This window comes from Saccharothrix xinjiangensis, from assembly GCF_039527585.1.
Taxonomy (GTDB): Bacteria; Actinomycetota; Actinomycetes; order Mycobacteriales; family Pseudonocardiaceae; genus Actinosynnema; species Actinosynnema xinjiangensis.
Map to the genome: position 1 here is coordinate 49455 of NZ_BAAAKE010000014.1, position 24503 is coordinate 73957.

Annotated in this window: 25 protein-coding genes and 2 pseudogenes; 19 read left to right on the forward strand and 8 right to left on the reverse strand. The window is 74.5% G+C overall.

Annotated elements, in window-relative coordinates; translation table 11 throughout:
- Nucleotides 1–183 precede the first annotated feature (183 nt).
- A pseudogene (locus ABD223_RS25465) lies at nt 184–264 on the forward strand (30S ribosomal protein S18); the annotation flags it as partial.
- Between the two features lie 99 nt (nt 265–363).
- Here the strand turns inward: ABD223_RS25465 and ABD223_RS25470 are convergent.
- Both ABD223_RS25470 and ABD223_RS25475 read right to left on the reverse strand, forming a co-directional pair.
- Nucleotides 364–558, reverse strand: a pseudogene (locus ABD223_RS25470) (DUF202 domain-containing protein); the annotation flags it as partial.
- Nucleotides 555–905 (reverse strand): YidH family protein, encoded by a 351-nt coding sequence (locus ABD223_RS25475; RefSeq protein ID WP_344039009.1) that lies wholly within the window; start codon nt 903–905, stop codon nt 555–557. The gene ABD223_RS25475 and the pseudogene ABD223_RS25470, both read right to left, overlap by 4 nt.
- 207 nt (nt 906–1112) lie before the next feature.
- Here ABD223_RS25475 and ABD223_RS25480 point away from each other — a divergent pair, with 207 nt between their 5' ends.
- From ABD223_RS25480 to ABD223_RS25490, 3 genes are all read left to right on the forward strand, one after another.
- A complete protein-coding gene (locus ABD223_RS25480; protein WP_344039010.1) occupies nt 1113–1307 on the forward strand; it encodes a hypothetical protein in 195 nt (64 codons plus the stop codon).
- Nucleotides 1308–1383: 76 nt separating this feature from the next.
- Nucleotides 1384–1650: a GlsB/YeaQ/YmgE family stress response membrane protein gene (locus ABD223_RS25485; RefSeq protein ID WP_344039012.1), complete on the forward strand. Its 267-nt coding sequence runs from the start codon at nt 1384–1386 to the stop codon at nt 1648–1650.
- 177 nt (nt 1651–1827) lie between these two features.
- Complete coding sequence (locus ABD223_RS25490; protein ID WP_344039014.1) at nt 1828–2244, forward strand: RbsD/FucU family protein; 417 nt, start codon at nt 1828–1830, stop codon at nt 2242–2244.
- Between the two features lie 3 nt (nt 2245–2247).
- Here the strand turns inward: ABD223_RS25490 and ABD223_RS25495 are convergent, their stop codons facing one another.
- Nucleotides 2248–3078: a universal stress protein gene (locus tag ABD223_RS25495; protein ID WP_344039015.1), complete on the reverse strand. Its 831-nt coding sequence runs from the start codon at nt 3076–3078 to the stop codon at nt 2248–2250.
- A 257-nt stretch (nt 3079–3335) separates the two neighbouring features.
- Between ABD223_RS25495 and ABD223_RS25500 the strand changes: the two genes are divergently transcribed.
- Together ABD223_RS25500 and ABD223_RS25505 are read left to right on the forward strand one after the other, a co-directional pair.
- A complete protein-coding gene (locus ABD223_RS25500; protein ID WP_344039016.1) occupies nt 3336–3746 on the forward strand; it encodes an STAS domain-containing protein in 411 nt (136 codons plus the stop codon).
- Nucleotides 3747–3900: 154 nt separating this feature from the next.
- Nucleotides 3901–5997: a DUF8189 domain-containing protein gene (locus ABD223_RS25505; RefSeq protein ID WP_344039017.1), complete on the forward strand. Its 2097-nt coding sequence runs from the start codon at nt 3901–3903 to the stop codon at nt 5995–5997.
- 21 nt (nt 5998–6018) lie between these two features.
- Here ABD223_RS25505 and ABD223_RS25510 read toward each other — a convergent pair whose 3' ends face one another.
- Both ABD223_RS25510 and ABD223_RS25515 read right to left on the reverse strand, forming a co-directional pair.
- Nucleotides 6019–8760 carry a M48 family metalloprotease gene (locus ABD223_RS25510; RefSeq protein WP_344039018.1) on the reverse strand — a complete coding sequence of 914 codons (2742 nt, stop codon included), beginning with the start codon at nt 8758–8760 and terminating at the stop codon, nt 6019–6021.
- Nucleotides 8761–8764: 4 nt separating this feature from the next.
- Nucleotides 8765–9250 carry a hypothetical protein gene (locus ABD223_RS25515; protein WP_344039020.1) on the reverse strand — a complete coding sequence of 162 codons (486 nt, stop codon included), beginning with the start codon at nt 9248–9250 and terminating at the stop codon, nt 8765–8767.
- 318 nt (nt 9251–9568) lie between these two features.
- Here ABD223_RS25515 and ABD223_RS25520 point away from each other — a divergent pair, with 318 nt between their 5' ends.
- The 8 genes from ABD223_RS25520 (at nt 9569) to ABD223_RS25555 (ending at nt 15369) form a co-directional block, all read left to right on the forward strand.
- A complete protein-coding gene (locus ABD223_RS25520; RefSeq protein WP_344039021.1) occupies nt 9569–9715 on the forward strand; it encodes a hypothetical protein in 147 nt (48 codons plus the stop codon).
- 206 nt (nt 9716–9921) lie between these two features.
- Nucleotides 9922–11283: a HAMP domain-containing sensor histidine kinase gene (locus ABD223_RS25525; RefSeq protein WP_344039022.1), complete on the forward strand. Its 1362-nt coding sequence runs from the start codon at nt 9922–9924 to the stop codon at nt 11281–11283.
- Nucleotides 11280–11489 carry a hypothetical protein gene (locus ABD223_RS25530; protein ID WP_344039023.1) on the forward strand — a complete coding sequence of 70 codons (210 nt, stop codon included), beginning with the start codon at nt 11280–11282 and terminating at the stop codon, nt 11487–11489. Before ABD223_RS25525 ends, ABD223_RS25530 begins: the two co-directional genes overlap by 4 nt.
- Nucleotides 11490–11572: 83 nt before the next feature.
- The gene (locus ABD223_RS25535) at nt 11573–11791 is read left to right on the forward strand and encodes a hypothetical protein (RefSeq protein ID WP_344039025.1); all 219 of its coding nucleotides are present in this window, start codon (nt 11573–11575) and stop codon (nt 11789–11791) included.
- A complete protein-coding gene (locus tag ABD223_RS25540) occupies nt 11788–12213 on the forward strand; it encodes an SRPBCC family protein (RefSeq protein WP_344039027.1) in 426 nt (141 codons plus the stop codon). Before ABD223_RS25535 ends, ABD223_RS25540 begins: the two co-directional genes overlap by 4 nt.
- 364 nt (nt 12214–12577) lie before the next feature.
- Complete coding sequence (locus tag ABD223_RS25545) at nt 12578–14215, forward strand: tetratricopeptide repeat protein (protein WP_344039029.1); 1638 nt, start codon at nt 12578–12580, stop codon at nt 14213–14215.
- 92 nt (nt 14216–14307) lie between these two features.
- Nucleotides 14308–14772 carry an SRPBCC family protein gene (locus ABD223_RS25550; protein ID WP_344039030.1) on the forward strand — a complete coding sequence of 155 codons (465 nt, stop codon included), beginning with the start codon at nt 14308–14310 and terminating at the stop codon, nt 14770–14772.
- A 93-nt stretch (nt 14773–14865) separates the two neighbouring features.
- Nucleotides 14866–15369 carry an allene oxide cyclase barrel-like domain-containing protein gene (locus tag ABD223_RS25555; protein ID WP_344039031.1) on the forward strand — a complete coding sequence of 168 codons (504 nt, stop codon included), beginning with the start codon at nt 14866–14868 and terminating at the stop codon, nt 15367–15369.
- Nucleotides 15370–15438: 69 nt separating this feature from the next.
- Here ABD223_RS25555 and ABD223_RS25560 read toward each other — a convergent pair whose 3' ends face one another.
- Both ABD223_RS25560 and ABD223_RS25565 read right to left on the reverse strand, forming a co-directional pair.
- Nucleotides 15439–17058, reverse strand: coding sequence for a class I adenylate-forming enzyme family protein (locus tag ABD223_RS25560; protein WP_344039032.1), 1620 nt, complete (start codon nt 17056–17058; stop codon nt 15439–15441).
- Nucleotides 17049–17681, reverse strand: coding sequence for an isochorismatase family protein (locus tag ABD223_RS25565; RefSeq protein ID WP_344039033.1), 633 nt, complete (start codon nt 17679–17681; stop codon nt 17049–17051). The genes ABD223_RS25560 and ABD223_RS25565 overlap by 10 nt, the downstream gene beginning before the upstream one ends.
- 202 nt (nt 17682–17883) lie before the next feature.
- Between ABD223_RS25565 and ABD223_RS25570 the strand changes: the two genes are divergently transcribed.
- The 5 genes from ABD223_RS25570 (at nt 17884) to ABD223_RS25590 (ending at nt 23214) form a co-directional block, all read left to right on the forward strand.
- Complete coding sequence (locus tag ABD223_RS25570) at nt 17884–19062, forward strand: AI-2E family transporter (RefSeq protein WP_344039034.1); 1179 nt, start codon at nt 17884–17886, stop codon at nt 19060–19062.
- 394 nt (nt 19063–19456) lie between these two features.
- Complete coding sequence (locus tag ABD223_RS25575) at nt 19457–20446, forward strand: sigma-70 family RNA polymerase sigma factor (protein ID WP_344039035.1); 990 nt, start codon at nt 19457–19459, stop codon at nt 20444–20446.
- Nucleotides 20447–20519: 73 nt separating this feature from the next.
- Entirely contained in the window at nt 20520–21032 is a 513-nt protein-coding gene (locus tag ABD223_RS25580; RefSeq protein ID WP_344039036.1) for a DUF1360 domain-containing protein, read from the forward strand.
- A 50-nt stretch (nt 21033–21082) separates the two neighbouring features.
- Complete coding sequence (locus ABD223_RS25585; protein WP_344039037.1) at nt 21083–21301, forward strand: DUF6343 family protein; 219 nt, start codon at nt 21083–21085, stop codon at nt 21299–21301.
- 815 nt (nt 21302–22116) lie between these two features.
- Nucleotides 22117–23214, forward strand: coding sequence for a hypothetical protein (locus ABD223_RS25590; RefSeq protein WP_344039038.1), 1098 nt, complete (start codon nt 22117–22119; stop codon nt 23212–23214).
- A 103-nt stretch (nt 23215–23317) separates the two neighbouring features.
- Here ABD223_RS25590 and ABD223_RS25595 read toward each other — a convergent pair whose 3' ends face one another.
- Nucleotides 23318–24262: a glutathione S-transferase family protein gene (locus ABD223_RS25595; RefSeq protein ID WP_344039156.1), complete on the reverse strand. Its 945-nt coding sequence runs from the start codon at nt 24260–24262 to the stop codon at nt 23318–23320.
- Between the last annotated feature and the right edge of the window lie 241 nt (nt 24263–24503).

Genomic DNA, 24503 nt, shown 5'->3' on the forward strand with positions numbered 1-24503 from the left:
GGGTGCCGGACCCCTCCGGGCCGTGCGCCACTCCAATGAAAACGATTGTCGTTATCCAATTTGAGGGCACGTGCCGTCGCGCCACTGCCGCCCGACCGGGCGCAAGCCAGGACCGTCGCACCGACCCCGAGCGGCGGGACCAGGCCCAGCGGGCGCTCCAACGACTGCCCCGCGACACCGTCGAAGGACACCACCCTGCTGCGCAAGTTCATCTCCGACCGCGGCAAGATCCGCTCCCGCCGCGCCACCGGCCTGACCCCACAGCACCACGGCCTTGAGCGACAGCGTCGCCAGGCACGCGGCGACCACCAGGACCGCCACCAGGAGCAGCACGGCCGGGCGGACGGGCGCGGTCGTGCGGTGCCGGAACCGCCCGACCACGGCCAGGACCACCGACGCGGCGGCGACCAGGACCGCCGGGAGGGTCGCCCACCCCCACCGCTCCCGGACCGCCACGTGGACCAACAGGGCCGCGCACGCCGCGGCCGCCATGGCGGTGCGCCGCCAGGCCAGGACCGTGCGCTCGGGCTGGAGGCCCGGGTCGCGGTCCCGGCTCACGCGAACACGGCCAGGGCCGCCGCGAAACCGGCCAGCGCGAGCACGGCGACCGTGAGCACGACCAGCAGCGGGTTGGGCGGCAGCGCGGCGCCCGCGCGCATGGCCGCCTGCACCCGCCGCCACCGCGGGAAGCTCATGCCCGCGACCAGCACGGCCAGCGCGATGCACGCCACCGCGAGCGCGGTGGTCGCCCACGGCACCTCGAACGGCGGCACCAGCTGCCGCACCGCGACGCCGGCCGCCAGCAGGCCCAGCGCGGTGCGGATCCAGGCCAGGAAGGTCCGCTCGTTGGCGAGCGTGAACCGGTAGTCGGGCTCGTGGTCGACCGGTGGCCGTTCGGTCGCCATCGGCGCTCCTCGGGTGTCGTGCCTGCCGCGCCAGGGACGTGCTCCACCGGTCGCCGGCGGAACGCTATCGTCGCGAGGGGTCGGACCGCCCGGTCGGCGCCGGTCCGACCACGGGAAGCGGAGGCGCGAGTGAACGGCTCGGGGAGGTGGCTGCCCGCCGGGGACCGTCCCGGGCGCGGGGCCTGGCTGGGACCTCTCTCACTGGGGTTGAGCCTGCTCAGCTGGCCGATCCCGGCGGGCGGCGCGGCGGTGGCGGTGGTCGCCGTGGGGTTCGGCGTGCTGTCGATGTCCACCCAGACCCAGTACCGGGTGGACTGGACCGCGGTCGTCGGCTTGTCCATCGGCCTGCTCCAGCTGCTGCTGTCGCTGATGCTGCTGGTCATGACCACCAACGGGCACTGACCCCGCGTCAGGGGGGATTGCGCACCGGAAGATCGGGTACCCCGCTGTCGACAGTTGTCGACAGCGGGAGGATGACATGATCGGGTTCATCGCCGCCGGTTTGATCATCGGCGCGCTCGCCCGACTGATCAAGCCCGGCAAGCAGCACCTGGGCGTCGTGGCGACGCTGCTGCTCGGACTGGTCGGATCGGTCATCGGCGGGACGATCGCGAACCTGCTCGGCACCGGCGGCATCTTCGAGCTCAACGTCCTGGGCTTCATCGTCGCGGTGATCGCGTCCGTGCTGCTCATCGGTGTCGCGGAGGGCATCGCCGGCGGCGGTCGCCGCACGAGCCTGCGGTAAGGCCCTGACCACAACGACGTGACGCGGTGCGCGGGAACTCCCCGCGCACCGCGTTTTCGCATGCCGACCCATGATGCGCGTGAGCGCTAACAGCAGTCTTCGGCAAAGCCTTGCCCGTACTCGTGTTAGCGATAACATGCGGAGCGCACGCACCTCGCCGCACCGAAGGGCCGCCCGATGCTCCGCTACCCCCTGCTGCACCCGCCGCTGCTCTCCGCCCTGGCCACCGCCGGCCACGGCAGCCGGGTGCTGCTCGCGGACGCGAACTACGCGCACCGCACCAACGTCCACCACCGCGCCGAGCTGGTGCACCTCAACCTGCGCCCCGGTCTGCTCACCGTGGACCAGGTGCTGGAGCCGGTGCTCACCGCCGTCCCGGTGGAGGCCGTGCACACCATGCGCCCCGACGAGGGCGGCACTCCCCCGGCGTGGGCGGACTACGAGCGCCTGCTCGGCCCCGACCTGCCCCTGCGACCGCTGGCGCGCCAGGACTTCTACGACGCGTGCCGCGGCCCCGAGCTGGCGGTGTGCGTGGCGACCGGCGACGGCAGGCTCTACGCGAACGTCCTGCTGACCATCGGTTTCGTGGCCTGAGGCTCAGGCCGCGGCGTGCGGCGGCAGCACCGCCACCGGGCACGGCGCCCGGTCCACCACCGAGTGGCTGACCGAACCGAACAACGCGCGCCGCACCAAGCCCGTCCCGTAGCTGCCGACGACCAGCAACCCGGCCTCACCCGCGAACCGGAGCAGCACGTCCACCGCCGGGCCCGGGACGACCTCGACCCGGGAGCGGACCCCGGGGTGGCGGCGCGCGCACTCCGCCAGGGCGGGGTCCGACCCGGCCGCGTACGGGTCCCCGCCGTCGACCACCGCGTGCACGACGACCACATCAGTCCCCGTGCGCGCGGCGAACTCGTGCGCGAACCGGAGCGCCCGGCCGCTGCTCGGCGAACCGTCCACCCCGACCACCACCGGGCCGCCCCCGCCGCGCCCCTCGCCCTCGCGCACCACCACCACCGGCCGGGTGGCGGCCTCGACGACCTGCGCCGCGGTCGAGCCGAGCAGCGCGCTGGTGACACCGGCGCCGCCCGAGTGCCCCACCACCAGGAACGCCGCGCGTTCCGCGAGCCGTAACAGCACGTCCGCGGGGTCTCCCGGCACGACCTCGGCCCGGACGTCCACCGCGCCGAGGGCCCGGCACCGCCGCGCCACCTCGTCGAGCACGTCCCGCGCCCACTGCCGCATCGCCTCCTCGCCCGCCACGTCGACCGGCTGGTGCAGGTGGACCTGCTCGTACAGCGGCCACCTCAGCCCGTGGACCAGCAGGAGGGGCAGACCCCACGACACCGCTCGCCGGGCCGCCCACTCGGCCGCCCGCGCCGCGCCGTCGGTGCCGTCGACACCCACGACGACCTGCTCACCGGACATCGTCGCCTCCTTCCGCAGGGCCCGACGGGTCCCGCACCCGGTTACTCTGCGACACCTCGGCGCCGAACCCGCACTGTTGCGCCCTCCGGCGCAACAGGCCCCGCGCATCCGGGTGATTTCCCACGACCGGGTGGTTGCGGGTGTCGCGCCCCACGTCGTACGGTCGCGTTGTCCACGCGAAAACCGTTACGCGGAGCGACGGATCGGGTTGAACACGAGCTCGGTTGCCGGTTCTCGTACCGACCGAGGAGTATCGCTTGGGTGACATCCGTACCACCATCACCCCGGCCACGGGCATCAGCGCGGGCGACCAGTGGGGCGTGCCCGTGGTCGGCCTCGTCGGCGAGGTCGACATGGCGTGCGAGGACCCGGTCCGGACCGCCCTGGCGGGCCAGCTCGACCGCCGCACCGCGGGCCTGGTCCTGGACCTGACCGAGGTCGACTTCTTCGGCTCCACCGGCGTCCGGCTGCTCGTCGAGGCGTGCGGGCGGGCCGAGCAGCAGGGGACGACCATCGCCGTGGCCACCACCCGGCGTTCCGTCCTGCGCACCCTGGAGATGACGCGGGTCGACCAGCTCGTCGACATCCGACCGACGGTGCCCGACGCCCTCGCGGCGCTGCGGTGCGCCGGCGTGCCGCCACCCCGGCGCACCGCGTCGCACCGCTGAGCGGGCCGGCTGGCGCGGGTGACACCGGCCGGCGCGGCGGGGCCGCCGGACGGGGAACGCCGAAACCACCACCCCGGAGCACCGGCGGGGGCTAGCCTGGTCGTCCGCTCCGCTCCCGGACACCTCCGCTCGTCCTGGTGGTGAGGAGGTCTCGGTGGTCCCACCGAACTTATCGAACCCAGCCCGCACACCCGCGGCCCTCAGGCCCCCGGCCCGCAGACCCGCGGCCCGCGCGACCGCGCCGCCCGCCTCGTACGTCAACGTCGTCGCGCACCCGGACGACGACATCCTGTTCATGAACCCGGACCTCGCGAACTCGATCACCGCGGACCGGCCGAACACCACCGTCTACCTCACCTCGGGCGAGGCGACCCGCCCGGTCGGGTCCGGCAGGCCCGACGACCCGCCGTTCGACGAGTGCTCCAGCCGCGGCGACCTCGACCGCGAGGACTACGCCCGCTGTCGGCAGCTCGGCATCCGGGCCGCGTACGCGCACATGGCGGACGTGGCCGACGAGTGGACCGAGGAGCTGGTGGAGGCCGACGTCGGCGACACGTCGTTCACCGTCGAGGTCCACTCCCTGGACGAGCGCCCGGACATCATGCTGGTGTTCCTCAACCTGCCGGAGTGGGGGAACCTCTCCGACGACGTCACGGTCCCCGCCGAGGACGAGGGGCACACCCCGGGCCTGCACGGCGCCAGCCTGTACCACCTCTGGTTCGACGAGCGCGGCGCGCGCACGATCGTGCCCAGCGGCGGCGGGCTGCACGAGTCCGACACCCGCAACTGGTTCCCCGACCGGGACCACCTGGTCGCGTTGCTGCGGCACCTGTTCGCCTGGCTGCGGCCGACCGTCATCCGCACCCAGGACACCGACCCCGACCCCCGGCACGAGGACCCGGCGTGGCTGCACGACCACAGCGACCACGTGATCGGAGCGCGCTTCGCGATCGAGGCCGCGTTCGGCTACGACGGGCCGGACGGGCGCCCGGTGGCGCGGGTCGTGCCCTACCGCGGCTACAACATCCAGCACTCGCAGGTGAACCTGGACGCGGGCCGGCGGGCCGAGAAGGCGACGACCTTCTCCGTCTACGAGGGCTGGGACACCGACTCCGCGCTGGGCGGCATCTACGAGGCCTGGACGCGGCGCATGGTCCACCGCCACACCACCGGGACCACGTGGGTGGGCCTGAACGAGGACGGCCGGCCGCAGGTGTTCGCCGCGCAGGGCAACCGGCTGGTGACGTGGTGGCGCAAGGCCTCGGGCCAGTGGTCGGGACCGTTGGCGTACGAGGTGCCGGGTCCGCTCGCGCCGGGCGTGTCGGTGGCGGCGAACGCCGACGGCAGGCTCCAGGTGTTCGCCCGCAGGCTCGACGACCACGAGATCGTCACGCTGTGGCAGGTGAAGCCGAACGGGGCCTTCACCGGCTGGGTCGGGCTGGGCAACCCGAACGAGGGCACCGACCTCGCCGCGCAGGTGGGCGCGCCGGTGGCGAGGCTGACCCCGGACGGCCTGATCCGGGTGTTCGTCAAGAACGGCGGCGGCGGCCTGAGCGTGCTGGCCCAGTCCGAGCCCGACGGCGGTTTCGACGACGCGTGGCAGGACGCGTCCGGCTCGGGGTTGCAGGACGGCCTGGCGGTGGGGCTGGACGGCTCCGGCGGCGCCGACGTGTTCGGCTACGCCGTGCAGGGCGGTGTCGGCCGGGTCCGGCACTGGTCCGCGCCGCCGCCGGACGAGGACGGGCGCCTCGGTCCGTTCGCACCGCGGCCCGATCTGGTCTCGTTCGAGCCGGCCGGGCCGCCGTCGGCCGCCACCACCTGCGACGGCCGGCAGGACGTCCTCTACCGCCTGGCGTCCAACGACTCGGGCGACCGAGCCGGGTCGGTCGGCCACACGCGGCAGCTGCCGGACGGCGGCTGGGCCTCGACGGGCGAGGTGATCTCCGGTCACGGCGGGGTGGGTCCGCCGGCCGCCTCGGACGCGCCGTCGGAGCACGGGCCGATCGTCGTGTTCGCCACCAACCGCGGCGGGGGCGTCAGCACGGCCAGGCTCGCGGTGGACGAGGACTTCCCGCCGGAGTGGGCCGACCTGGGCGGCTTCGTCATCGGCCAGCCCGCCGCCGTGGTGGACCACGGTGGCGAGGTCCTCGTGTTCGGGCTGACCGACGACGGGGGCGTGGTGGTCCGGGAGCAGGCGGACGCGGAGCGCGCCTCGCCGCTCGACGGCTGGACCACGCTCCGCGCGCCCTGACCGGTTCCCGACCGCGCCGCGTCAGCGGTGGTGCGCCGCGCGGGTGAGGGCGATCGAGTAGTCCCGGCCGGTCTGGGTCATGGCGTTGCCCTCGCAGGTGAACTCGTCCGGGCTGAACTCGCGGACCTCGCCGGTCATCACGTCGCGGTGCTCGTCGACCGACACCGACCAGGTGATGCCGGGGCTGACGTCGCTGTAGGTGATGCGGTCGCCGTCGACGCGGTAGCGGGCGGTGACCGCGCCGGAGTGCTCCAGCACCACCAGGTGGCCGTTCCCCGTCGCCCGGATCGGCTGGAACTGCACCACCACGGTGCCGTCGTCGTCGAACGCCTGCACCGACCCGGCGCCGCTGAACTCCATCGGCCCCACCTCGGCGCTCAGCGTCAGGGTGGTGGTGCGGCTCCGCTCCACCCACGTGCCCAGGAGGCACCGCGCGCCGGTCACCGGTTCGACGCCCGTGGTCGCGCTGGTGAGCCAGAAGTGGCGCGCGGCGGGCATCGCCGCCGCCGCGAGGACGACGGTGGCCGCGGTCACGACGGCCAGGGCGGCGGTGTACCGGCGCGGTGAGTCCGGTGCGGCCGGTGAGTCCGGTGCGGCCGGTGAGTCCGGTGCGGGCAGCGCGGCCGGTGAAGGCGGCACGGCCCGCCGGCGCGCCAACGCGCCGAGCAGCGCGCCCACGACCGCGACCACCGCGCCGGTGACCACGACCTGCTGGGTGGTCTCCACGGCGAAGGCGAGGTCCGGCCACCGGAACGGCGATTGCGGCGCCCGCTGCCACAGGTCCAGGGCGCGACCCAGGGTCTCCACGCCGAGCAGCAGCACCACCGCCGACACCAGGCCGCTCACCAGCGCGGCGAGCGGCACGAGCACCGGCCGGTGCCGCCCCCTGACCGAGAACGCCACGGCGCCCTGCACGAGGACGGCGAGGTCGACCAGCGCGTAGTGGAAGCCGACGCGGAACCCGTCGCTGCCCCGGGCCTCGGCGGGCAGCGCGAACCTGGCCGCCACGACCAGGACGACCGCCGCGACGGTGAACGCCGCCGCGCCGGCCGCGCCCGCGCGCAGCGCCCGGCGCACGTCCAGGACCGGCCGGCCCGCACTGGTGACCAGGGCGGGCACCAGCCACAGCAGCGCCAGCACCGGCACCACCGCGGGGAAGAACACCATCGAGTGCAGCGGCACGTGGAGCAGGCCCAGCCAGTGCGCCGCCGCGGCGATCCACGACGACGTGCCGGGCACGTCCAACTCGTAGCGGGCCAACTCGTCGGCGAACGCCCACCAGCCGACCCGCTCGATGGAGCTCCACACCGACCACGAGCCGAACCAGGGCGCGAACGCGACCGCGCCACCCGCGACGACCGCGGGCAGCGCCCACCGCGGCGGCCGGTCGAACGCCCCGGCCACCACCCGGGACGCGCCCGCCGCCCACACCGCCACCACGAGCGCCGTCGCGGCCAGGACCAGCGCCGAAGCCGGGTCCGGCACCGGCGCGCCGACCCGCACGCCCACCCTGATGAGCCCCAGCAGGGCGACCTGCTGCCCGAGCAGGAACGCGCCGGTCCAGGCGAGGGCGGACACCGGCAGCGACACCGGGAGCCGGGCGGGCGCGACCGCCGCGACCCGCCACGCGGCGACGGCCAGGGGCACCACCAGGCCCGGCGAGGTCAGCAGGCCGGTCAGCAGCCGGCCGGAACCCGGCAGGGTCGGCAGGGAGATCGCCACGACGAACCCGAGGTTGGCCGCGACGACACCGGTGGTGAGCCCGGCCACCGGGGCCTCCCACCACCGCGGGCGCAGCAGCAGGGCCGGGTCGTCGACCACGCGCCGCCGGTGGGCCGGTGACGGGTGGTGCCCCGCGAGGGCGCGCCACGACCCGCGCGGCCGCTCGTCGGTGATCAGCCCGGCCAGCGCCGTGCCCGGACCGTCGAGGGCCGCCGCCACGCCGTCGGCGTGCAACTCGCGTTCCCGCAGGATCGCGTTGCGGGTGCACAGCACCAGGGCGGTCAGCACCAGCAGCGCCGCGACGACCACCAGGCCCCACCACGAACCCGCGACCAGGAGCCCGACGAGCGCGGGCGCCCAGGCCACGGCCACGAACGCCGACCAGATCGACTTGGTCAGGTAGGTGATGTGCACGTCCTGGCCGCGCGCGTGCGCCAACTCGTGCAGCACGACGGCGCGGAACCGCCCCCGGTCCGTGGTGAAGGACCGCAGCAGGCCGGCGTCGAGCACCACGTACCGCCGCCGGAGGGCGCCGAAGGTCAGCGCGTCGGTGGTGCCGCTCCGCGAGCCGAGCAGGTACACCGGTCTCGCCCGCAACCCCACGAGGTCGCGCAGTTCGGCCAGGTGCTCGGCCAGCTCACCGCCCTCCCGCAGCGGCACCAGGCGCCGCCTGCGCAGCAGCCACCCCGGGTAGGCGCAGTAGAGGGCGGCGGTGACGGCGACCAGCACGGCGATCGCGGCCAGCGCCCACCCCGCCTGCTGCCGGTGGACCGGTGCCAGGCAGTCCAGCACGCGGTGGAAGGCGTCGTTGGCCTCGATCAGCGACTGCGACGGGTCCGGTTCCAGGTCGGCGCACCGCCGGGACGCGTCGCCCAGGGCCCGCCGGTGCTCGTCGACCGCGAACCACGCCAGCAGGCCCAGGACGCCGATCGTCGCGACGACCGTGGTGACCAGCAGCAGGAACAGCGCGACCAGCCCGGTCGGCGTCCCGGCGGCGGCCGGCGCGGTGCGTGCGACCCGCTCCCGCGAGGCGACGCCCACCCCGTCACGCCCGGCCGTCGTCGGGGGCGACCAGGCTGCCGATGAGCGCGTCGACGAACAGCTCCACCTGCTCGTCCGGCAACCCGAGGGCCCGCGCCTTCTGCCGGGCGAGGTCCCTGATGCGCTTGAGGTCGTGCTCGTCGAACTCGCGCGCCGGGGGCAGCTCGGCGGGCACGTCGTCCCGCTCCGCCCGGCGGGCCTTGCCGCGCAGCCACCGCAGCCCGCGCGCGCCACGGTCCACCGCCGCCGTGGCCGTCCGCCCGAGCAGCTCGTCGGCCACCGCGGCGGACACCGCCAGGGCGACGGGCGTGACGAGGGTGACGACCTCCGTGATGCCGAACGCCAGGGGGTCGCGGCCCGACCTGGCCTCGCGCCTGCCCCGGTCGCGGAAGTACGCCTCGCTCGCCGCGTCGAAGAAGACCAGTTCCTCGGGGGCCACCCGGCCCACCACTCCCCTGGCGATCTCGCGGACCCGCTCGTCGACGGCCATCGTCCTCCTCACCGGCTTGCAGCTCTCGCACCAGTAGATGCCCGACCGCGCGCCCGGATGCCGGTCCCGGCTGTTGATCACTCGAACAGAGCAGTGGCGGTGGCCGGCCCCGGGCGACGACACCCCGTCCCGTCCTCTGTAGACCACTCTCGGTAACCGCGGACGTGGTCGACGAGTGCCGGGTCAACGGCGAGCCCGACCGCGAGGACTACGCGCGGTGCCGCCCGCCGCCACACCACCGGGACCACGTGGGCCGGGTCGAACCAGGACGGCCGCAGGTGTTCACCGCGCAGGGCAACCGGCTGGTGACGTGGTGGCGTGTTCGCCCGGAACGGCGGCAGCGGCCTGAGCGTGCTGACCCAGTCCGAGCCCAACCGCAGGTTCGTCGCCACTTGGGAGGACGCGCGCGGTTCGGGGCTCCAGGACGGTGTCGCGGTGATGCGGGCCGGTGGCGCAGACCGGTGACGCCGGGAGGGTGGCGCAGGGTGCGACCTTGCGATCCGAACCTTGCGGTCCAACCTTGCGATCGCCTGGCGATGGCGGCGGCGGTCGGCGCCGTGGTGGAGGATCTGGGGGTCATGGACCCGTCGCCCACCTCTCGCGCCCGGCCCGGCGAACCGGCCCCCGGCGCCCGCGCCCGGGTCTCGACCGGACCCCGGCCGAGGAGGGGGGTGCACCGGTTGTCGCTGCGCTGGCGCGTCGCGGTGGTCCTCGGCGTCGGGTCGCTGCTGCTGACCAGCGTGCTCGCCCTGGTGGTGTGGAACCTCGCGTCCGGCTACATGCTGCGCCAGCGCGAGCAGAGCGCGGTGCGGCAGGCCGAGGTGAACGTGCGCCTGGTGGACGAGTCGCTGCGCACCGGCTCGCACGGGCTGGAGGAGCTGCTGACCGGCCTCACCGCCGGACCGGACACCACGATCCTGCTGTTCCGCCCGGGACAGGTGCTCACCAGCGGCAGGCAGGTCGACGCGTCGGTGCTGCCGTCCCCGCTGCTGCGGATGGGCCGCGAGGGCGTGCCCGCGGCCCAGCGGCTGGTGGTGGACGGGATACCGGTGTACGCGGTGACCCTGCCGATCACGAACGCGGACGGCGTGTACGTGGAGATGGCGCCGATGGTGCAGCTGGACCGGACGTTCCGGTTCCTCAGCGCGGTGCTCGTGACGGCGGCCGTGGCGAGCGGCCTGCTGGGGGTGGCGCTGGGTTCGTGGGCGGGCAGGCGCGCCCTGCGGCCGCTGACCGCGTTGACCGCCGCCGCCTCCCGCATCGCGGGCGGCGACCTGAAGGCCCGGCTGCCCGAGCAGACCGACCCCGACCTGACGCCGCTGGCCACGACGTTCAACGCCACCGCCGACGCCCTGGAACGGCGGGTGCTGCGCGACGCCCGCTTCGCCGGCGACGTCAGCCACGAACTGCGCTCACCGCTGACCACCATGGTCAACGCCGCCGAAGTCCTGCGCCGCCGCCGCGCCGAGATCCCCGGCACCGCCGGCCGCGCGCTGGACCTGCTCACCTCCGAGGTCGACCGGTTCGCCCGCATGGTCGTCGACCTGCTGGAGATCTCCCGCACCGACCAGCAGGCCGACGACCCGACCCCGGAGTCGATCGACCTGGCCGCGCTGGTGACGAACGTGCTGGCGGCGCGGCCGGGCGAGCCGGTGCCGCTGGAGGTCGACCGGCCCGGACCGCACGTGCTGGGCGACCGCCGCAGGCTGGACCGGGTGGTGAGCAACCTGCTGGACAACGCCGCGCGGCACGCGGGCGGCGCGGTGCGGGTGGCGGTGCTGCGGCGCGCCGGGCAGGCCCGGCTGGAGGTCGACGACGAGGGGCCGGGCGTGCCGGTCGAGCTGCGGGACCGGGTCTTCGAGCGGTTCAACCGGGGCACGCGGGCGGGCAGTCGGGGCGCGGACACCGGCAGCGGCCTGGGGTTGGCGCTGGTCGCCCAGCACGTGCAGCGCCACGGCGGCACGGCGGGCGTCGAGGAGCGGCCCGGTGGCGGGGCCAGGTTCATCGTGGAGATCCCGGAGGTGGAGCTGTGAGATCGGCACTGGTCGTGTTCGCGGTGGTGGCCCCGCTGCTCACCGGCTGCGGCGTCACGGCGCAGGACGAGCCGCAACCGCTGGTCACCTCGCGGGTCGTGCCCGCGCCGACGCCGACGCTCACCCAGCGGCCGGACCCGACCACTCCGACGACCACCGGCTCGACGACGGTCCCCCCGACCACCACCGCGACGACACCGACCTGAGTGATCGTCGGCTACTCGTCAGGTGAACCACCTGCGGGTTCCCGCAAGATGGAGGTATCGACCAGGACAAATCGGGAGCAGCCGTGGGCAACCGCCACCAGCACGACCCGTACTGCCGCGAAGCCGTGAACGAGCTGACCGCCGAGTTCCGCGGACGGGTGCCGCGCACGGTGGTCGCGCGCACCGTGCTCGACGCGCGCCAGGACCTGGAGGGGCAGATCCAGCCGGAGGCGCTGCCCGAGATGCTGCACCGGCTCGCGCGGTACCGGATCGACGCCACGATCCCGGTGCGCGCGTCGTGACCGCGGCGGAGCGCACCAGGTCCGTGCCCGCGGACGCCGAGGCGGTGTTCGACGTGCTCACCGACCTGGACCAGCTGTCGGCCTGGCTGCCCTCGGGCGTGGAGGTCGAGCGGTACGGGCCCGACCTGGTCCGGCTGTGGGTGGGCGAGCAGGTCGTGGAACGGCGACTGGTCGTGGACTGGGCGAACCTGCGGATCGAGTGGGGCGACCGGGCCGCGCCGGCGTACCGGGGCGAGCTGCGGGTGCTGCGCATCGCGCCGGGACGCTGCGCGGTCGCCGTGCGGCTGGTCGGTCCGGAGGGCCTGCCCGCGCCCCGGCTGGACGACTGGTTGGTCGAGGCGCTGGAGGTGCTGGCCGGCCTCGTGGGCGCCGGGGACCGGTCGACGCTGCCGCTGGCCGGCACCGGGTCCGCGACCGGTTAGCCCAGCGGTTCCCGACCGGGTCGGCGGCGCGGGCGCGGTGCGCTGGGCCGATCCGGTGGCCGGTTCGGGACAAAGGCCCCTCCGGCGATCCCGTCCGTGGTCTGCTGTACCGGGGCGAGGCGCTGAGGGGGCGTGGATGAACGAGCAGCGGCCGGACGGGGCAGCGGATCGGGTCGGAGGAGCGTCGGAGGTCGGACCGGCGCCGGACGCCACGCGAGGGACCGGGGAGCCGCCGAGCCCCTGGTCTGCGGACCCGGCAACCGCGGAACAGGCCGGAACCGCCGAACAACCCCGCACCGCCGAACAGGCCGGAACCGCCGAACAGCCCGGATTCGCCGAGCAACCTGGGACTGCCGGGCAGCCCGTGACCCTGGAACAGCCGGGAACCACCGGGCAGCCCTGGCCCCCGGAACAGCCCGGGGTCACCGAGCAGCCGGAGTGGGTCGACGACACGCCGACCGACCCGCGGCTGCCCCTCCTGACCCCGCAGCCGCCCGTCCCTCCCCCGCCACCGCGGTGGCGCGCCGCCGCCGTGCTGCTCAACCTCACCGGGATCGGGGCGGGCTACGCCTACCTGGGCCGCTGGGTGCGGGCGTGGGTGGCGACCGTGGTCGGGGTGGCGCTGGTGTTCACCGCCTACGCGACCGACGCGGCCCAGTCGCCGTGGTCGTGGCGCGCGGTCGCGGTGGTGTGGCTCGCGGCCCTGGCGGTCGACGCCTCCCGCCTCGCCGCGCGGCACCCGCGCCCGCACGGCCGGCCGACCAGGTCGCGCCCGGTGCTGGTCGGCGCGCTGGCCGTGGTGGTCGTCGCGGGCGCGTACGCCGGGTACGGCCTGGCCGGGCACGACGCCTACACCGACGGGACCGCCGCGCAGTCGGCCGGTGACTGCGCGACCGCGACCGACGAGTTCGACGCGGTCACCGGGTTCTACCGGCTGACCCTGAGCGCCGACGTGGCCGGGGCGAAGCGGGCGCGGGTCGAGTGCGCCGACTACGTGCGGGCCGTCGAGTCGCAGCGCGGTGGCAGCCACGACCGCGCGGTGGACGAGTACCTGCGGTTCCGGCAGGACCACCCGGACAGCGTGCTGCGGCCGTTCGCGCGCGACAACCTGGTCGAGACCTACGCGACCTGGGCGCGGGAGCTGCGGGACGACCAGAGGCTCGGCCAGTCCATCGAGGTCTACCGCGACCTGGTCGAGGAGGAGCCGTCCTTCCGGCCCGAGGCCGCCGAGACCTACCTGTTGCTGGCCCGCGCCCCCACGTCGACCGAGCCGGTGGCCCGCGCCCGCGGTGCGGTGGACGCGCTGCTGGTCGTCGTGGACGAGTTCGGGGACACACCGGCCGCCGCCGAGGTGCCCGGCATGCTCGACGCCGTCTACGCCGAGGCCGTCGCGCCTTACGCGCGCGGCGAGTTCTGCAACGCCTTGCCGACGCTGGAGTACTTCGCCGGGTTGACCGCCGAGCCCACCGGGAAGGTGGCGGGCGACGCCCGGAACAACCTGCCGCGCGCGGTGCTGGAGTGCGGGCTCGGTCAGCTGCGCGACGGGCAGTCGGACAACGCGGTCACCACGCTGGAGCGGTTCGTCACCACCTACCCCGAGCACGGCGACGCCGCCCAGGCGCGGTCGGCGCTGATCTCGGCGAAGGTCGCGGTCGGCACGGGCGCGCAACTGCCGGTGCCCGCGCCGCTGGGCGCCTCCGGTCCACTGCGGGTGACGTTCTACAACGGCGTCAACGCGCCGGTCAGCGTGCGCGTGGCCGGGTCGACCGCGCACGAGTTCACCCTGCCCGCCTGCGCCGGCTGCCCGGCGTCGTTCGCGCCGGGCACGACCGGGGACGCGTGCGCCTCGTTCGCCGGGCTGCCGGGGCACACCGTGGGCCTGAACGCGGGCCGGCACCACGTGCTGGGCGAGTACCTGTCCGCGACGGACCTCGCCGAGTCGTTCGACGTGAGCGGCGGCGCGCCCTACCTGTACTGCACCTACGTGGTGCAGGCGTTCTGACGGCCGACCCCGGCCGGGCAGCCGGGGCGACGCGGGTCGCCCGTCACCGTTCCGGTCGATGACCGGTCCCGGGGCGGGTGACACCATGCGGCATGGCACTGCAACCGAAGTTCTCCGTGTACCACTCGGCGGTCCTCGACGCCGACGCCGACGTCGTCTGGTCCCAGGTCCGGGACATGATGGTGCTGCTCGACATCGTGTTCGGCAAGGGGATCGACGACGCGCACTGGGTCTCGGGCGGCTCCGCCGAGCGCGTCCCCTCGCTGTTCGAGTTCACCCTCCTGCCGAACGGCGACCTGGCCCGCGAGGAGGTCGTCGGCCGCTCCGAGGTCGACCGGTCGCTGACCTACCGCTCGGTGGCCCAGGTGCTGTTCATCGTGGACTACGTGGCGACCTACCGGGTCCTGCCGGTGACCGGCGAACCCGGCCGCTGCTTCATCGAGTGGTCGCGCGACTTCCGGCTCGTGCCGGACGCGCCGGACGGTTTCCTGGACGACATCGAGGCGTTGTTCGCCCAGGAGGTCGCGACGGTGAAGGCCCACTTCGCCAAGGTGTGAGGCCACCGGAGGTCCACACGAACGTGGGATTGCCCGGGGTGCCGTCCCTCCGCCGTGCTTATCGTCCGTTCAGGACGAACGCGGAGGTGTGCCGTGCGGGTTCAACCGTTGCCGGTCCTGGCCCTGGTCGGCGGGCTGATGGGCGCCGACCACGTCCGGGCCGACCTGGTCGACGCCGACCAGGTCCGGGCCGACCAGGAGATCACCGTCGAGGTGGTGACCAGGCGCGCGCTCATGTCCGCGCCCGTGACCCCGGCGGTCGGCAGCGGCTTCGTCAGCGGCGGCGACCTGTTCGACGCGGGCGGGGTCAACCGCGTGGGCGAGGGCTTCTCGCACTGCGGCGTGCTGGTCGTCACGACCGGGCTGCCGCCCTCGGTCACCGCGCACTGCACCTCGACGTTCCGCCTGCCCGACGGTGAGCTGCACCTGTCGGGCCTGCGGGACTACAGGTCCATCGCGGGCGGGTTCGAGAACGCCCCGGTGGCCGTCGTGGGCGGCACCGGCGCGTACGCCAACGCCCGCGGCGAGGGCGAGGCCGTCCGGTCCGACTCCGCCGACGTGGGCTACAGGTTCACCTTCACCATCACCACCGGCTGACCCGCGGCCCACCCGTCACGGGCACGCGCGGCGGCCCACCGCGGCCGGCCCACCGGCGTCACGACCCGGCTAGACCGATCCGCTGAACGACAGCCCGCCCACCGCGGCCCGCGCCACCTCGGCCAGCACCGGGTGGTCGACCTTGTTGCGCGCGTTCCGGGGCAGCCGGTCCAGCACCCGCACCACCCTGGGCTGCTTGTACTGGGCCAGTTCCCGCCGGGCGTGCTCCCGCACCAGGCCGACCAGCCCGCGGTCGTCGCCGGTGGGCGTCACGAACGCCACCAGCGCGGTGACGCCGCACGCGTCGGGCACGCCCAGCACGGCCACGTCGGCGACCGCCGAGTGGCCGCGCAGCACGGTCTCGACCTCGGTGGTGGCCACGTTGATGCCGTCCACCATGACCAGGTCGCGGCCCCGCCCGTGGACGACGACGTGCCCGTCGACGTCGAGGGAGGCGCGGTCGCCGGTGTGGGTCCAGCCGTCCCGCACGCCCTCGGCCTGGGCGGCGGGGTCCTTCACGTAGAGGCAGCCCGCCGCGCCCCGCACGGCGAGCCTGCCCACCCGGCCCACCGGCGCCTCGCGGCCCTCGTCGTCCAGCACGCGCACCTGGAAACCCGGCATGGCCCGGCCGAGGGTGTCGCGGCGGGGCGCCCGGCCCCACGGCGTGCCGATCACCGGCGCCATCAGCTCGGTCGTGCCCAGGTGGTCCACCAGCGGCGCGCCGGTCGCCTCCAGCCACCCGTCCCGGGTGTCCTGGTCCAGCTTCTCACCGCCGCTCAACGCGATCCGCAGGTCGGGCGGCACCGGCGCGCCGGTCCGCAGGCCCCGCCGGTACAGGCCGGGTGTGCTGGCGAACACCGTCGCCCGGTGGCGGTGCGCCACGTCGAAGAAGGCGTCGAAGTCCTCGTCCTCCACGAACAGGGCGGCCGCGCCCCTCGTCAGCGGCGCCAGCACCAGCGCGCCCAGCAGGTAGCCGAAGGCGACGGAACCGTTGCTCGCCACCAGGTCGCCGGGTGCGAGGTCGAGCATCCGGTGGTGGTTGAGCGCGGCGAAGAGCAGGTCCCGGTGCAGGTGCATGGCGCACTTGGGCGCGCCGGTGGACCCGGAGGTGAAGTCGACCACGGCGACGTCGTCGGCGCTGGTGCGCACCGGCTCGAACCCGACCGGGCTCGCGTCGACCTCGCGGCCGAACTCCGTCGGCTCCGCGCCGAACACCAGCACGTCCACCCGCTGCGCCAGCTCGGCCAGGTCGGCGACGTGCCGCGCGTCGGCGACGACGAGGTCCACCTCGGTCCGCTCGGCGATCGGCGCGACCTCCCGCGCCCGCACGCCCCACGGCACCGGCACGACCACGCCGCCTGCCCGGAGCACGCCGAAGTAGCAGGCCGCGTACCAGGGCGTGTTGGGCCCGTAGAGCAGCACCCGGTTGCCCGAGCGCAGCCCCCAGCGGCGCACCAGCGCGCCCGCGACCTGGTTGGCGCGGGCGAGCAGGTGGCCGTGGCCCCAGGTGCCCGCGTCGGTGACCAGGCAGCGCCGGTCGGGCCCGCCCCGGGCCGCGTCGTCGAGCACGCCGGCGGCGTTGAGCGGTCGCCGGTGGTCGGGTTCCGGCACGAGGTCGGGCGCGGGCGCCACGTCCAGCAGCCAGCGGCGGGTCGTCCCGTCCTCGTGGGCGGTCGGCGCTAGCTCCACGTGCCGATCACCTCCTTGACGGTGGTGAGGGCGGCGCAGTGCTCGGCGGCGTAGGTCAGCGCCATCAGGTGGTGGTCGGCGGAGAAGTCGCCGAGCGCGTCGGCGACCAGGAAGGTCTGGACGTCGTGGCTGAACGCCTCGACCGCGGTGATCAGCACGCCGGCGTGGGCGTAGACGCCGCACAGCAGCAGCTGGTCCCGCCCCGCCGCGCGCAGCCGGGCGAGCAGGTCGGAGCGGAAGAACGCGCTGTACCGCCACTTCGTGAACCTCCAGTCCGCCGGGGAGGGGTCCAGCTCGTCGACGATCCCCCGGTCCTCCGGCAGTGCGCTCATGCCCTCGCCCCAGAAGTCGCGGAACAGGCCGCGGTCCTCGGGTCCCATGTCGCCGGGCTGGGCGGTGTAGGCCACCGGCACGCCCGCGGCGACGCAGCGCTCGCGCAGCAGGGCGGCGTTGTGCACGACCTGACCGCGCAGCGGCTCCGGCACCGGTCGCAGGAAGTAGCGCTGCATGTCGTGGACGAGCAGGACCGCCCGGCCCGGGTCCGGTGTCCACGCGGCCGGACCGGTCGGCAGGTCACCGGCCTCGGGCAGCGGGTACGGTTCGATCACGGGGATGCCTGACAAGGTCGCTCTTTCCTCGGTGCGCCTGGGGGCTTCACATCAACCCACACCCGTTCCCCGATCGCCGCACGTCGGGAGCGCGCCCGCACCGAATCCACCCGGATGAGCGATGGCCGACCGGCGGACGCGTTCGAGCGGCGCGGGCGCGTCTGGCAGGCTGCACCGCGAGCGTCGCGCGGCGCGGCGCGCTGGGAGGACGGCCGACGTGGGTGCAGGGAACCGCCGCTGGGCTGACCGCGGCGACGCCATCGGGCACGGGTTCAGCTGGTTGGCGCGCTGGAGCACCCGCCTGGCGCTCGTCGCGGTCGGGTTCGTGATCGTGTCGTGGGTGGTCGGCAAGCTCTGGGTGATCGTCATGCCGGTGCTGCTCGGCCTGCTGATCACCACGGTGCTGTGGCCGCCCACCCGGTGGCTGCGCTCGCGCGGGCTGCCGCCCGCGCTGGCCGCGACGGTGGTGCTGCTCGGCGGGTTGGGCGTGCTGGGCGGCGTGGTGGCGCTGATCACCACGTCCATCGTCTCGGGCGTGCCCGAGATCGCGGACAGCGCGACCCGGGCGCTCCAGCAGGCCCTGGACTGGGTGGAGGGGCCGCCGCTCAACCTCGGCGAGGGCCAGCTCAACGACCTGGTCCAGCAGGGCACCGACCAGCTCCAGTCCAGCGTCGGCTCGATCGCCAACGGCCTGCTCACCGGCGCGGGGCGGGTCACCTCGGGCGTGGTGACCGGTGTGGTGGCGCTGCTGCTGGCGTTCTTCTTCGTCAAGGACGGCCCCCGGTTCACCCCGTGGCTGCGCGGCGTGGTGGGCGAGCGCGCGGGCGCGCACCTGGCGGTCGTGCTGGGGCGGGTGTGGGACACCCTGGGTGGCTTCATCCGCACCCAGGCCGTGGTGAGCCTGGTCGACGCGGTGCTGATCGGCCTGGGCCTGGTCGTGCTCGGCGTGCCGCTGGCCGCGCCGCTGGCGGCGCTGACGTTCCTCGGCGGGTTCGTGCCCATCGTCGGCGCGTTCGTCGCGGGCGCCCTGGCCGTGCTGGTCGCCCTGGTCAGCAACGGCCTGACCACCGCGCTCATCATGCTGGCGATCGTCGTGGCGGTGCAGCAGCTGGAGGGCAACGTGCTCCAGCCGATCCTCCAGTCCCGCAGCCTGCGCCTGCACGCCGCGGTGGTGCTGCTGGCGGTCACCGCGGGCAGCAGCCTGTACGGGATCGCGGGCGCGTTCCTGGCGGTGCCGGTGGTCGCCACGGCGGCGGTCGTGCTGCGCTACGTGAGCGAGGTCATCGACCGGCACAGCGGTGGGGAGGAGACGCCGGAGACGCCGCCGCCCACCGAGCCCAAGCAGGCGTCGGCGACGACGACGAAGGGCACTGGCGACGAGGTTTCCCGGGACTGACCCGGGCCACGCCTCCCGCGGGCGGCTCCCGACGTGCTGGTGTTCTCCGCACGTCAGGGGTCGCCCGCGGGCTTTTTCCGCGGAACATGGCCGAGTGCCTTCGCCATGGGGGTCACCCGTTCGGACCATCGGTTCACAACCCGGTACTCAGTCCTGTTTGTTGACTACCCCGTGTGTCCGGCATTACCCATCCCCGTTCTTGTGTTGCAGGTCGCCCCCGTTCGGGTAACCCGACAGGGAATGCCTGAGCGTCACGCTCCGTTGCACCAGGTGTCGCTCGAACAGGCACGGACGAAACCCGCCGAAGCCACTGCGAAATCACCCGGAAGAGCCCCCACTGAAGCGCCCACCACTCCCCCGTGCCCCTGGGCGGGCCGACCCCGAAGGAGAAGGCATGTCCTCGCCGACCGCAACGAAGACCCGCCCGCAGCGTGCCGACGCGTCCCGTCGGGAGTGGTCGCAGGACGCCGACCTGGTCGGCCACTACCTGCGCGAGGTCGGCGGCACACCGCTGCTGACCGCCGAGCAGGAGGTCGACCTGGCCCGGCGCATCGAGGCCGGCGTGTACGCCGCCGAGCTGCTGCGCGCGGCCGACGCCGGTGAGAGCCCCGCGATGGGGTTGGAGCGCCGCCGCGCGTTGCGCGAGATCGCGGCGGACGGCAGGCGCGCCAAGGACCACATGATCCGGGCGAACCTGCGCCTGGTGGTGTCCGTGGCCAAGAAGCACGCCTACCGCGGCCTGCCGTTCCTGGACGTGGTGCAGGAGGGCAACCTGGGCCTGATCCGCGCGGTGGAGAAGTTCGACTACGCCAAGGGCTACAAGTTCTCCACCTACGCGATCTGGTGGATCCGCCAGGCGATCGAGCGCGGCGTGGCCGAGCAGACGCGCACCGTGAGGCTGCCCGTGCACGTGTTCGAGGAGCTGTCCAAGCTGCGCAAGGTCGAGCGCAAGCTGCGGCTGGAGCTGGACCGCGACCCGACCCCCGAGGAGATCGCGACCGCCGCGGGCACCCCGCTGACCAGGGTCGTCGACCTGCTGGCCGCGGGACGCACCGCGATCAGCCTGGAGACGCCGGTCGGCGACGACGGCGGCACCTCCGTGGCCGACCTGATCGAGGACGCCGAGGCCGTGCAGGCGCACGAGGTGGTCGAGCACAACGGCATGGTGACCGAGCTGCTCAACGTGGTGGACACGCTGCCGCCCCGCCAGGCGCTGATCCTGACCCTGCGCTACGGCCTGAACGACGGCCGGCCGCGCACGCTCCAGGAGGTGGCCGCCGAGGTGGGCCTGACCCGGGAGCGCATCCGGCAGCTGGAGAAGGAGTCCCTGCGGCTGCTGCGCAGCCCGGAGCGCAGCCAGGCGCTGCTGGCCTGGACCGGCTGACCGCTGGTCCGGTCGGCGGGGTGGACGGGCGCGGAACGCGTTTGAACCGCCGCCGAACGGCAAATCACCGCACATGTCGATCGCTCGGAGCTTCGAACGCGTCCGCACCGCCTACTCCAACGGGGAGCGGCGGCCACTGGCGGGGTACCTGTCCGCGATGAGCTCCTACGCCCTCATGGTCGGGACGGCCGCGCTGATCGGTCGCCGCACCGGGGCGCGGCTGCCCGAGGGGATGTCCGCCGGTGACGTCCTGCTGCTGTCGGTGGCCACCCACAAGGCGAGCAGGCTGCTGACCAAGAGCTCGGTCACCGCCGCGCTCCGCGCCCCGTTCACCCGGTACGAGGAGCCCGCCGGCGTGGCCGAGGTCAACGAGTCGGCGCGCGGCGAAGGCGTCCGGCACGCCGTCGGCGAGCTGGTGACCTGCCCGTTCTGCTCGGGCGTCTGGATCGCCACCGCCCTCACCGCCGGCCGCGTCCTCGCGCCGCGCGCCACTCGCCTCGGCATGAGCACGCTGGTCGCGGTCGCGGCCTCGGATTGGCTGCACCTGGGCTACGAGGCCGCCAAGCAGCACCTCGCGCGGGGCTGAGACCCGCATCAGCGGGTCCTGGGGCGGGTAGCCCACCGCGAGGAGGGGACATGACCGAGGAACTGCCGCCACCCGCGCCACCGCGCAGCGCGCTGACCCTGCGGCTGTGGCTGGCCGGGTTCGGCGTCGTGTTCAACGGGGTGGCCGCCGTGTTGGCGTGGCGCGCCGGCCTGACCTGGTTGGCGGTGCTGCTGGGCGCGCCGGCGGTGGCGCTGGTCGTCGACCTCGGCTGGGTCGCCCACCGCAAGCGGCGCGGCGACCCGGGCTGACCGCCACCCGGCTCCGTGGTCGGTGCACCGCGCAGGTCCGAGAGGAACTCGGGTTCGGCTGGTCGCGCCCGAGGCGGGGTCCCGGGTGGACGCGGTCTCCTGCGGCGCGCGCCCGTGAGGATGCGGTCCCGTATGGACGGAGCCCTGCGCAGGTGCGGTCCCGTGCAGGAGTTTCGTCCTGCCCAGGTGCGGTCCCGTGCAGGTGCGGTCCCGTGCAGGGGATCCGGCGCCGCGGGCGGTCCGGGGGCGGTTCGGCACCACGCCGCGGAAGTAAGGTCTCCGCGCCCACCAGCCGAACCGCCCCCTGGTCGATCGCCGGCGCGGGGGGTCGGGGAATCGGCCAACCCCACGCCGTCGACTCCCCGTCCGCGCCCCGCGCGCGACCGACCGGATCCGGAGCGGCGTCCACACGGGACGAGGTCCTCGTGGGGCGCCGCCGACAGCGCGCCGCGGGCGGCCGGCGCGTCCGGGGTGGACCGGTTCTCCGTTGGGCAACGGGTCCCGGACCGGCTCCTGGTCTCCCTCCCACCGGGGCGCCGCGGGTGTCCGCGGCGCCTCCTGACCCTTCGAGTGCAGCACAGCGGGCGGTGGCCGTCCGGTCGGGAGGGCGCTTCCCGCGGCATTCCACTCGTGTGAGTGACGAAACTCCCGCGACCGCGCGCTCCCGCTGTCCCCCAACGCTCCCGCGCCCGGGACGAGATGTCACACGATCGCGTGGATGATCTTCACGGTAGGCGCTCGGAGATCAGGTGGACGTGTTCGGAGCTGTCACCATGTGTCCGGCTTCGGTCTCCCAACGAAAGCAGGACCCCCCTATGACCACGATCCCCGACTTCCGAGCGACGCCGGCCCGCTGGACGGCGCGCCCGCTGCCGGTCCACCTGGTGGGCTCGCTGCCACACCCGCTGTGCGAGGACGCGGGCGCCGCGATGAGCTGGTTCCTCCGCCACCGCAACGGCGCGGAGCTGACCGCGCTGCCCTACGACCGCGACCCGCGCTGGATCATCGACTGGCTCGACGGGCTGGCGGCCGTGCCCGGCCTGGAGCAGGTGCGCGGCGGTGCGAGCCGCGGCTACGACGACATGCCCCACTACCGGATCCGGCCCGATCACCGGCTGCTGCCCGGTGACGTGGCCCCGGGCCGCCCGGTGCAGGCCGAGACGGCGTTCGCGGCGCTGGACGGGCTCGGCGAGACAGGCGTCCGGGTGCAGGTGGGCGTGCCCAACTCGCTCGACCTGGCGCTGTTCGCCTCGGGCTCGGTGGAGGCGGCCCGCGACTGGATGCCCGCGGTGCAGGAGGCGGTGGTCGGCGAGGTCGCCGCGCTGGCCGCCACCTGGGGCGACCGCCTGCAACTGCAACTGGAGACCCCGGCCGTGCTCGTGGCCTACCACCGGACCTCGCGCGAGGCGTGGCCGATGCTGACCCGCGACCTGAGCGGACAGGTGGCGGAGGTGCTGCGGGCCGCGCCGCGGGTGAACTGGGTGCTGCACCTGTGCTACGGGGACCTGGAGCACGTGCCGGTGTTCGCCCCCTCCGACCTGGAGCCCGCGGTCGAGTTCCTCAACGGGCTGGCCGACCTGCTCGCGCGGCTCCGCCTGCCGATGCCGACCGTCCACCTGCCGGTGACCAGCGGCGACACCGCGCCGTCGACGGACCCGGACTTCTTCGCGGCGCTGCGGCACCTGCGGCGGGGCGTGGACGTCATCGCCGGAGTGGTCGCCGAGTCGCACCCCGAGGCGACGAGGCAGGCGCTGTGCCTGACCGTGCAGGCCCTGGGCGCGCCGGTCGCGGGCGTGGCGGCGGCGTGCGGGCACGGCAGGCGGACGCTCGACGCGGCGGCGGCCAACATGGAGTTGGCGGCCGCGCTGGCACGGGAGTGGAGCCCGCTGCTGACACCGCGCGGGCAGGGCTGACCGGGCCAACCGGCGCCTACCGGCATCGGCACCTGTCGGCATCGGCAGGACAACGGCGTCAGCGAGCAGGACAGCGGAACAGCTGCGTCAGCGGACAACGGCGTCAGCGGGACAACGGCGTGTGGGTCGGGTCGACCGGCTCGCGCACCGGTCCCGGCGGCGTGCCGTCGCCGAACGGCCGACCGCCCAGCGCTTCACGCCCGTGCGGGGTCACCCACCCGGACAGGTCCGGCCCGGCCGGGACGATGCCGCTCGGGTTGATGTCCGTGTGCACGACGTAGTAGTGCTGCTTGATCTGCCAGAAGTCGACCGTGTCGCCGAAACCGGGCGTCTGGAACAGGTCCCGCGCGTAGCCCCACAGCGCCGGCATCTCGGCCAGCTTGTTCCGGTTGCACTTGAAGTGGCCGTGGTAGACGGGGTCGAAGCGCACCAGCGTGGTGAACAGCCGCACGTCCGCCTCGGTGATGGTGTCGCCGACGAGGTACCGCTGGTCGCGCAACCGCTCCTCCAGCCAGTCCAGCGCGGTCCACAGGCGGGCGTACGCCTCGTCGTAGGCCTCTTGGCTGCCTGCGAACCCGCACCGGTAGACGCCGTTGTTCACCTCGGTGAACACCCGCCGGTTCACCTCGTCGACCTCGTCGCGGCGCGCGTCGGGCAGCAGGTCCGGCGCGCCCTCGCGGTGGTGCTCGCGCCACTCGGTCGACAGGTCGAGGGTGATCTGGGCGAAGTCGTTGGTCACCACCGCGCCGGTCGTCGTGTCGACGATGGCCGGCACCGTGATCCCGCGCGGGTACTCCGGGTCGCGCTTGAAGAAGGCCTCCTGGAGGCGCTCGATGCCCAGCACCGGGTCCCGCCCGCCGGGGTCGAGGTCGAAGGTCCACGACCGCGCGTCGTGCGTCGGGCCGGGCATGCCGATCGACAGCGCGTCCTCCAGGCCGAGCAGCCGGCGCACGATGATCGTCCGGTTCGCCCACGGGCACGCGCGGGCCGCGACCAACCGGTACCGGCCGGGTTCGACGGGGAACCCGTCGCGGCCGTCCGCGGTGATCCGCGTGGTGAGGTAACGGGTGTCGCGGGTGTATTCCTTGCCCTTGACCGAGTAGGTGCCGCCCTGCGCGTGCTCGGGATTGTGGTCGGAGGCCTTCGGAGCGTCGTTCACACCGCGAGCCTAGCTCCCGGTCGAGGCGTCCGCCGCCCGTCGTGAACCTGGCCCCTCAGTGCAGGTCCGTCCCGTCACCCAACGCTTTCCGGCCGACGAGTAGGGTTGTCCCACCCGCCGCGGCTTTGCC

Coding starts and splice junctions, on each gene's coding strand:
- ABD223_RS25495 (WP_344039015.1), bottom strand. CDS start 3,078: ATGTCCGGTGAGCAGGTCGTCGTGGGTGTCGACGGCACCGACGGCGCG.
- ABD223_RS25580 (WP_344039036.1), top strand. CDS start 20,520: ATGTCGATCGCTCGGAGCTTCGAACGCGTCCGCACCGCCTACTCCAAC.
- ABD223_RS25590 (WP_344039038.1), top strand. CDS start 22,117: ATGACCACGATCCCCGACTTCCGAGCGACGCCGGCCCGCTGGACGGCG.
- ABD223_RS25515 (WP_344039020.1), bottom strand. CDS start 9,250: ATGGCCGTCGACGAGCGGGTCCGCGAGATCGCCAGGGGAGTGGTGGGC.
- ABD223_RS25485 (WP_344039012.1), top strand. CDS start 1,384: ATGATCGGGTTCATCGCCGCCGGTTTGATCATCGGCGCGCTCGCCCGA.
- ABD223_RS25585 (WP_344039037.1), top strand. CDS start 21,083: ATGACCGAGGAACTGCCGCCACCCGCGCCACCGCGCAGCGCGCTGACC.
- ABD223_RS25490 (WP_344039014.1), top strand. CDS start 1,828: ATGCTCCGCTACCCCCTGCTGCACCCGCCGCTGCTCTCCGCCCTGGCC.
- ABD223_RS25475 (WP_344039009.1), bottom strand. CDS start 905: ATGGCGACCGAACGGCCACCGGTCGACCACGAGCCCGACTACCGGTTC.
- ABD223_RS25575 (WP_344039035.1), top strand. CDS start 19,457: ATGTCCTCGCCGACCGCAACGAAGACCCGCCCGCAGCGTGCCGACGCG.
- ABD223_RS25550 (WP_344039030.1), top strand. CDS start 14,308: ATGGCACTGCAACCGAAGTTCTCCGTGTACCACTCGGCGGTCCTCGAC.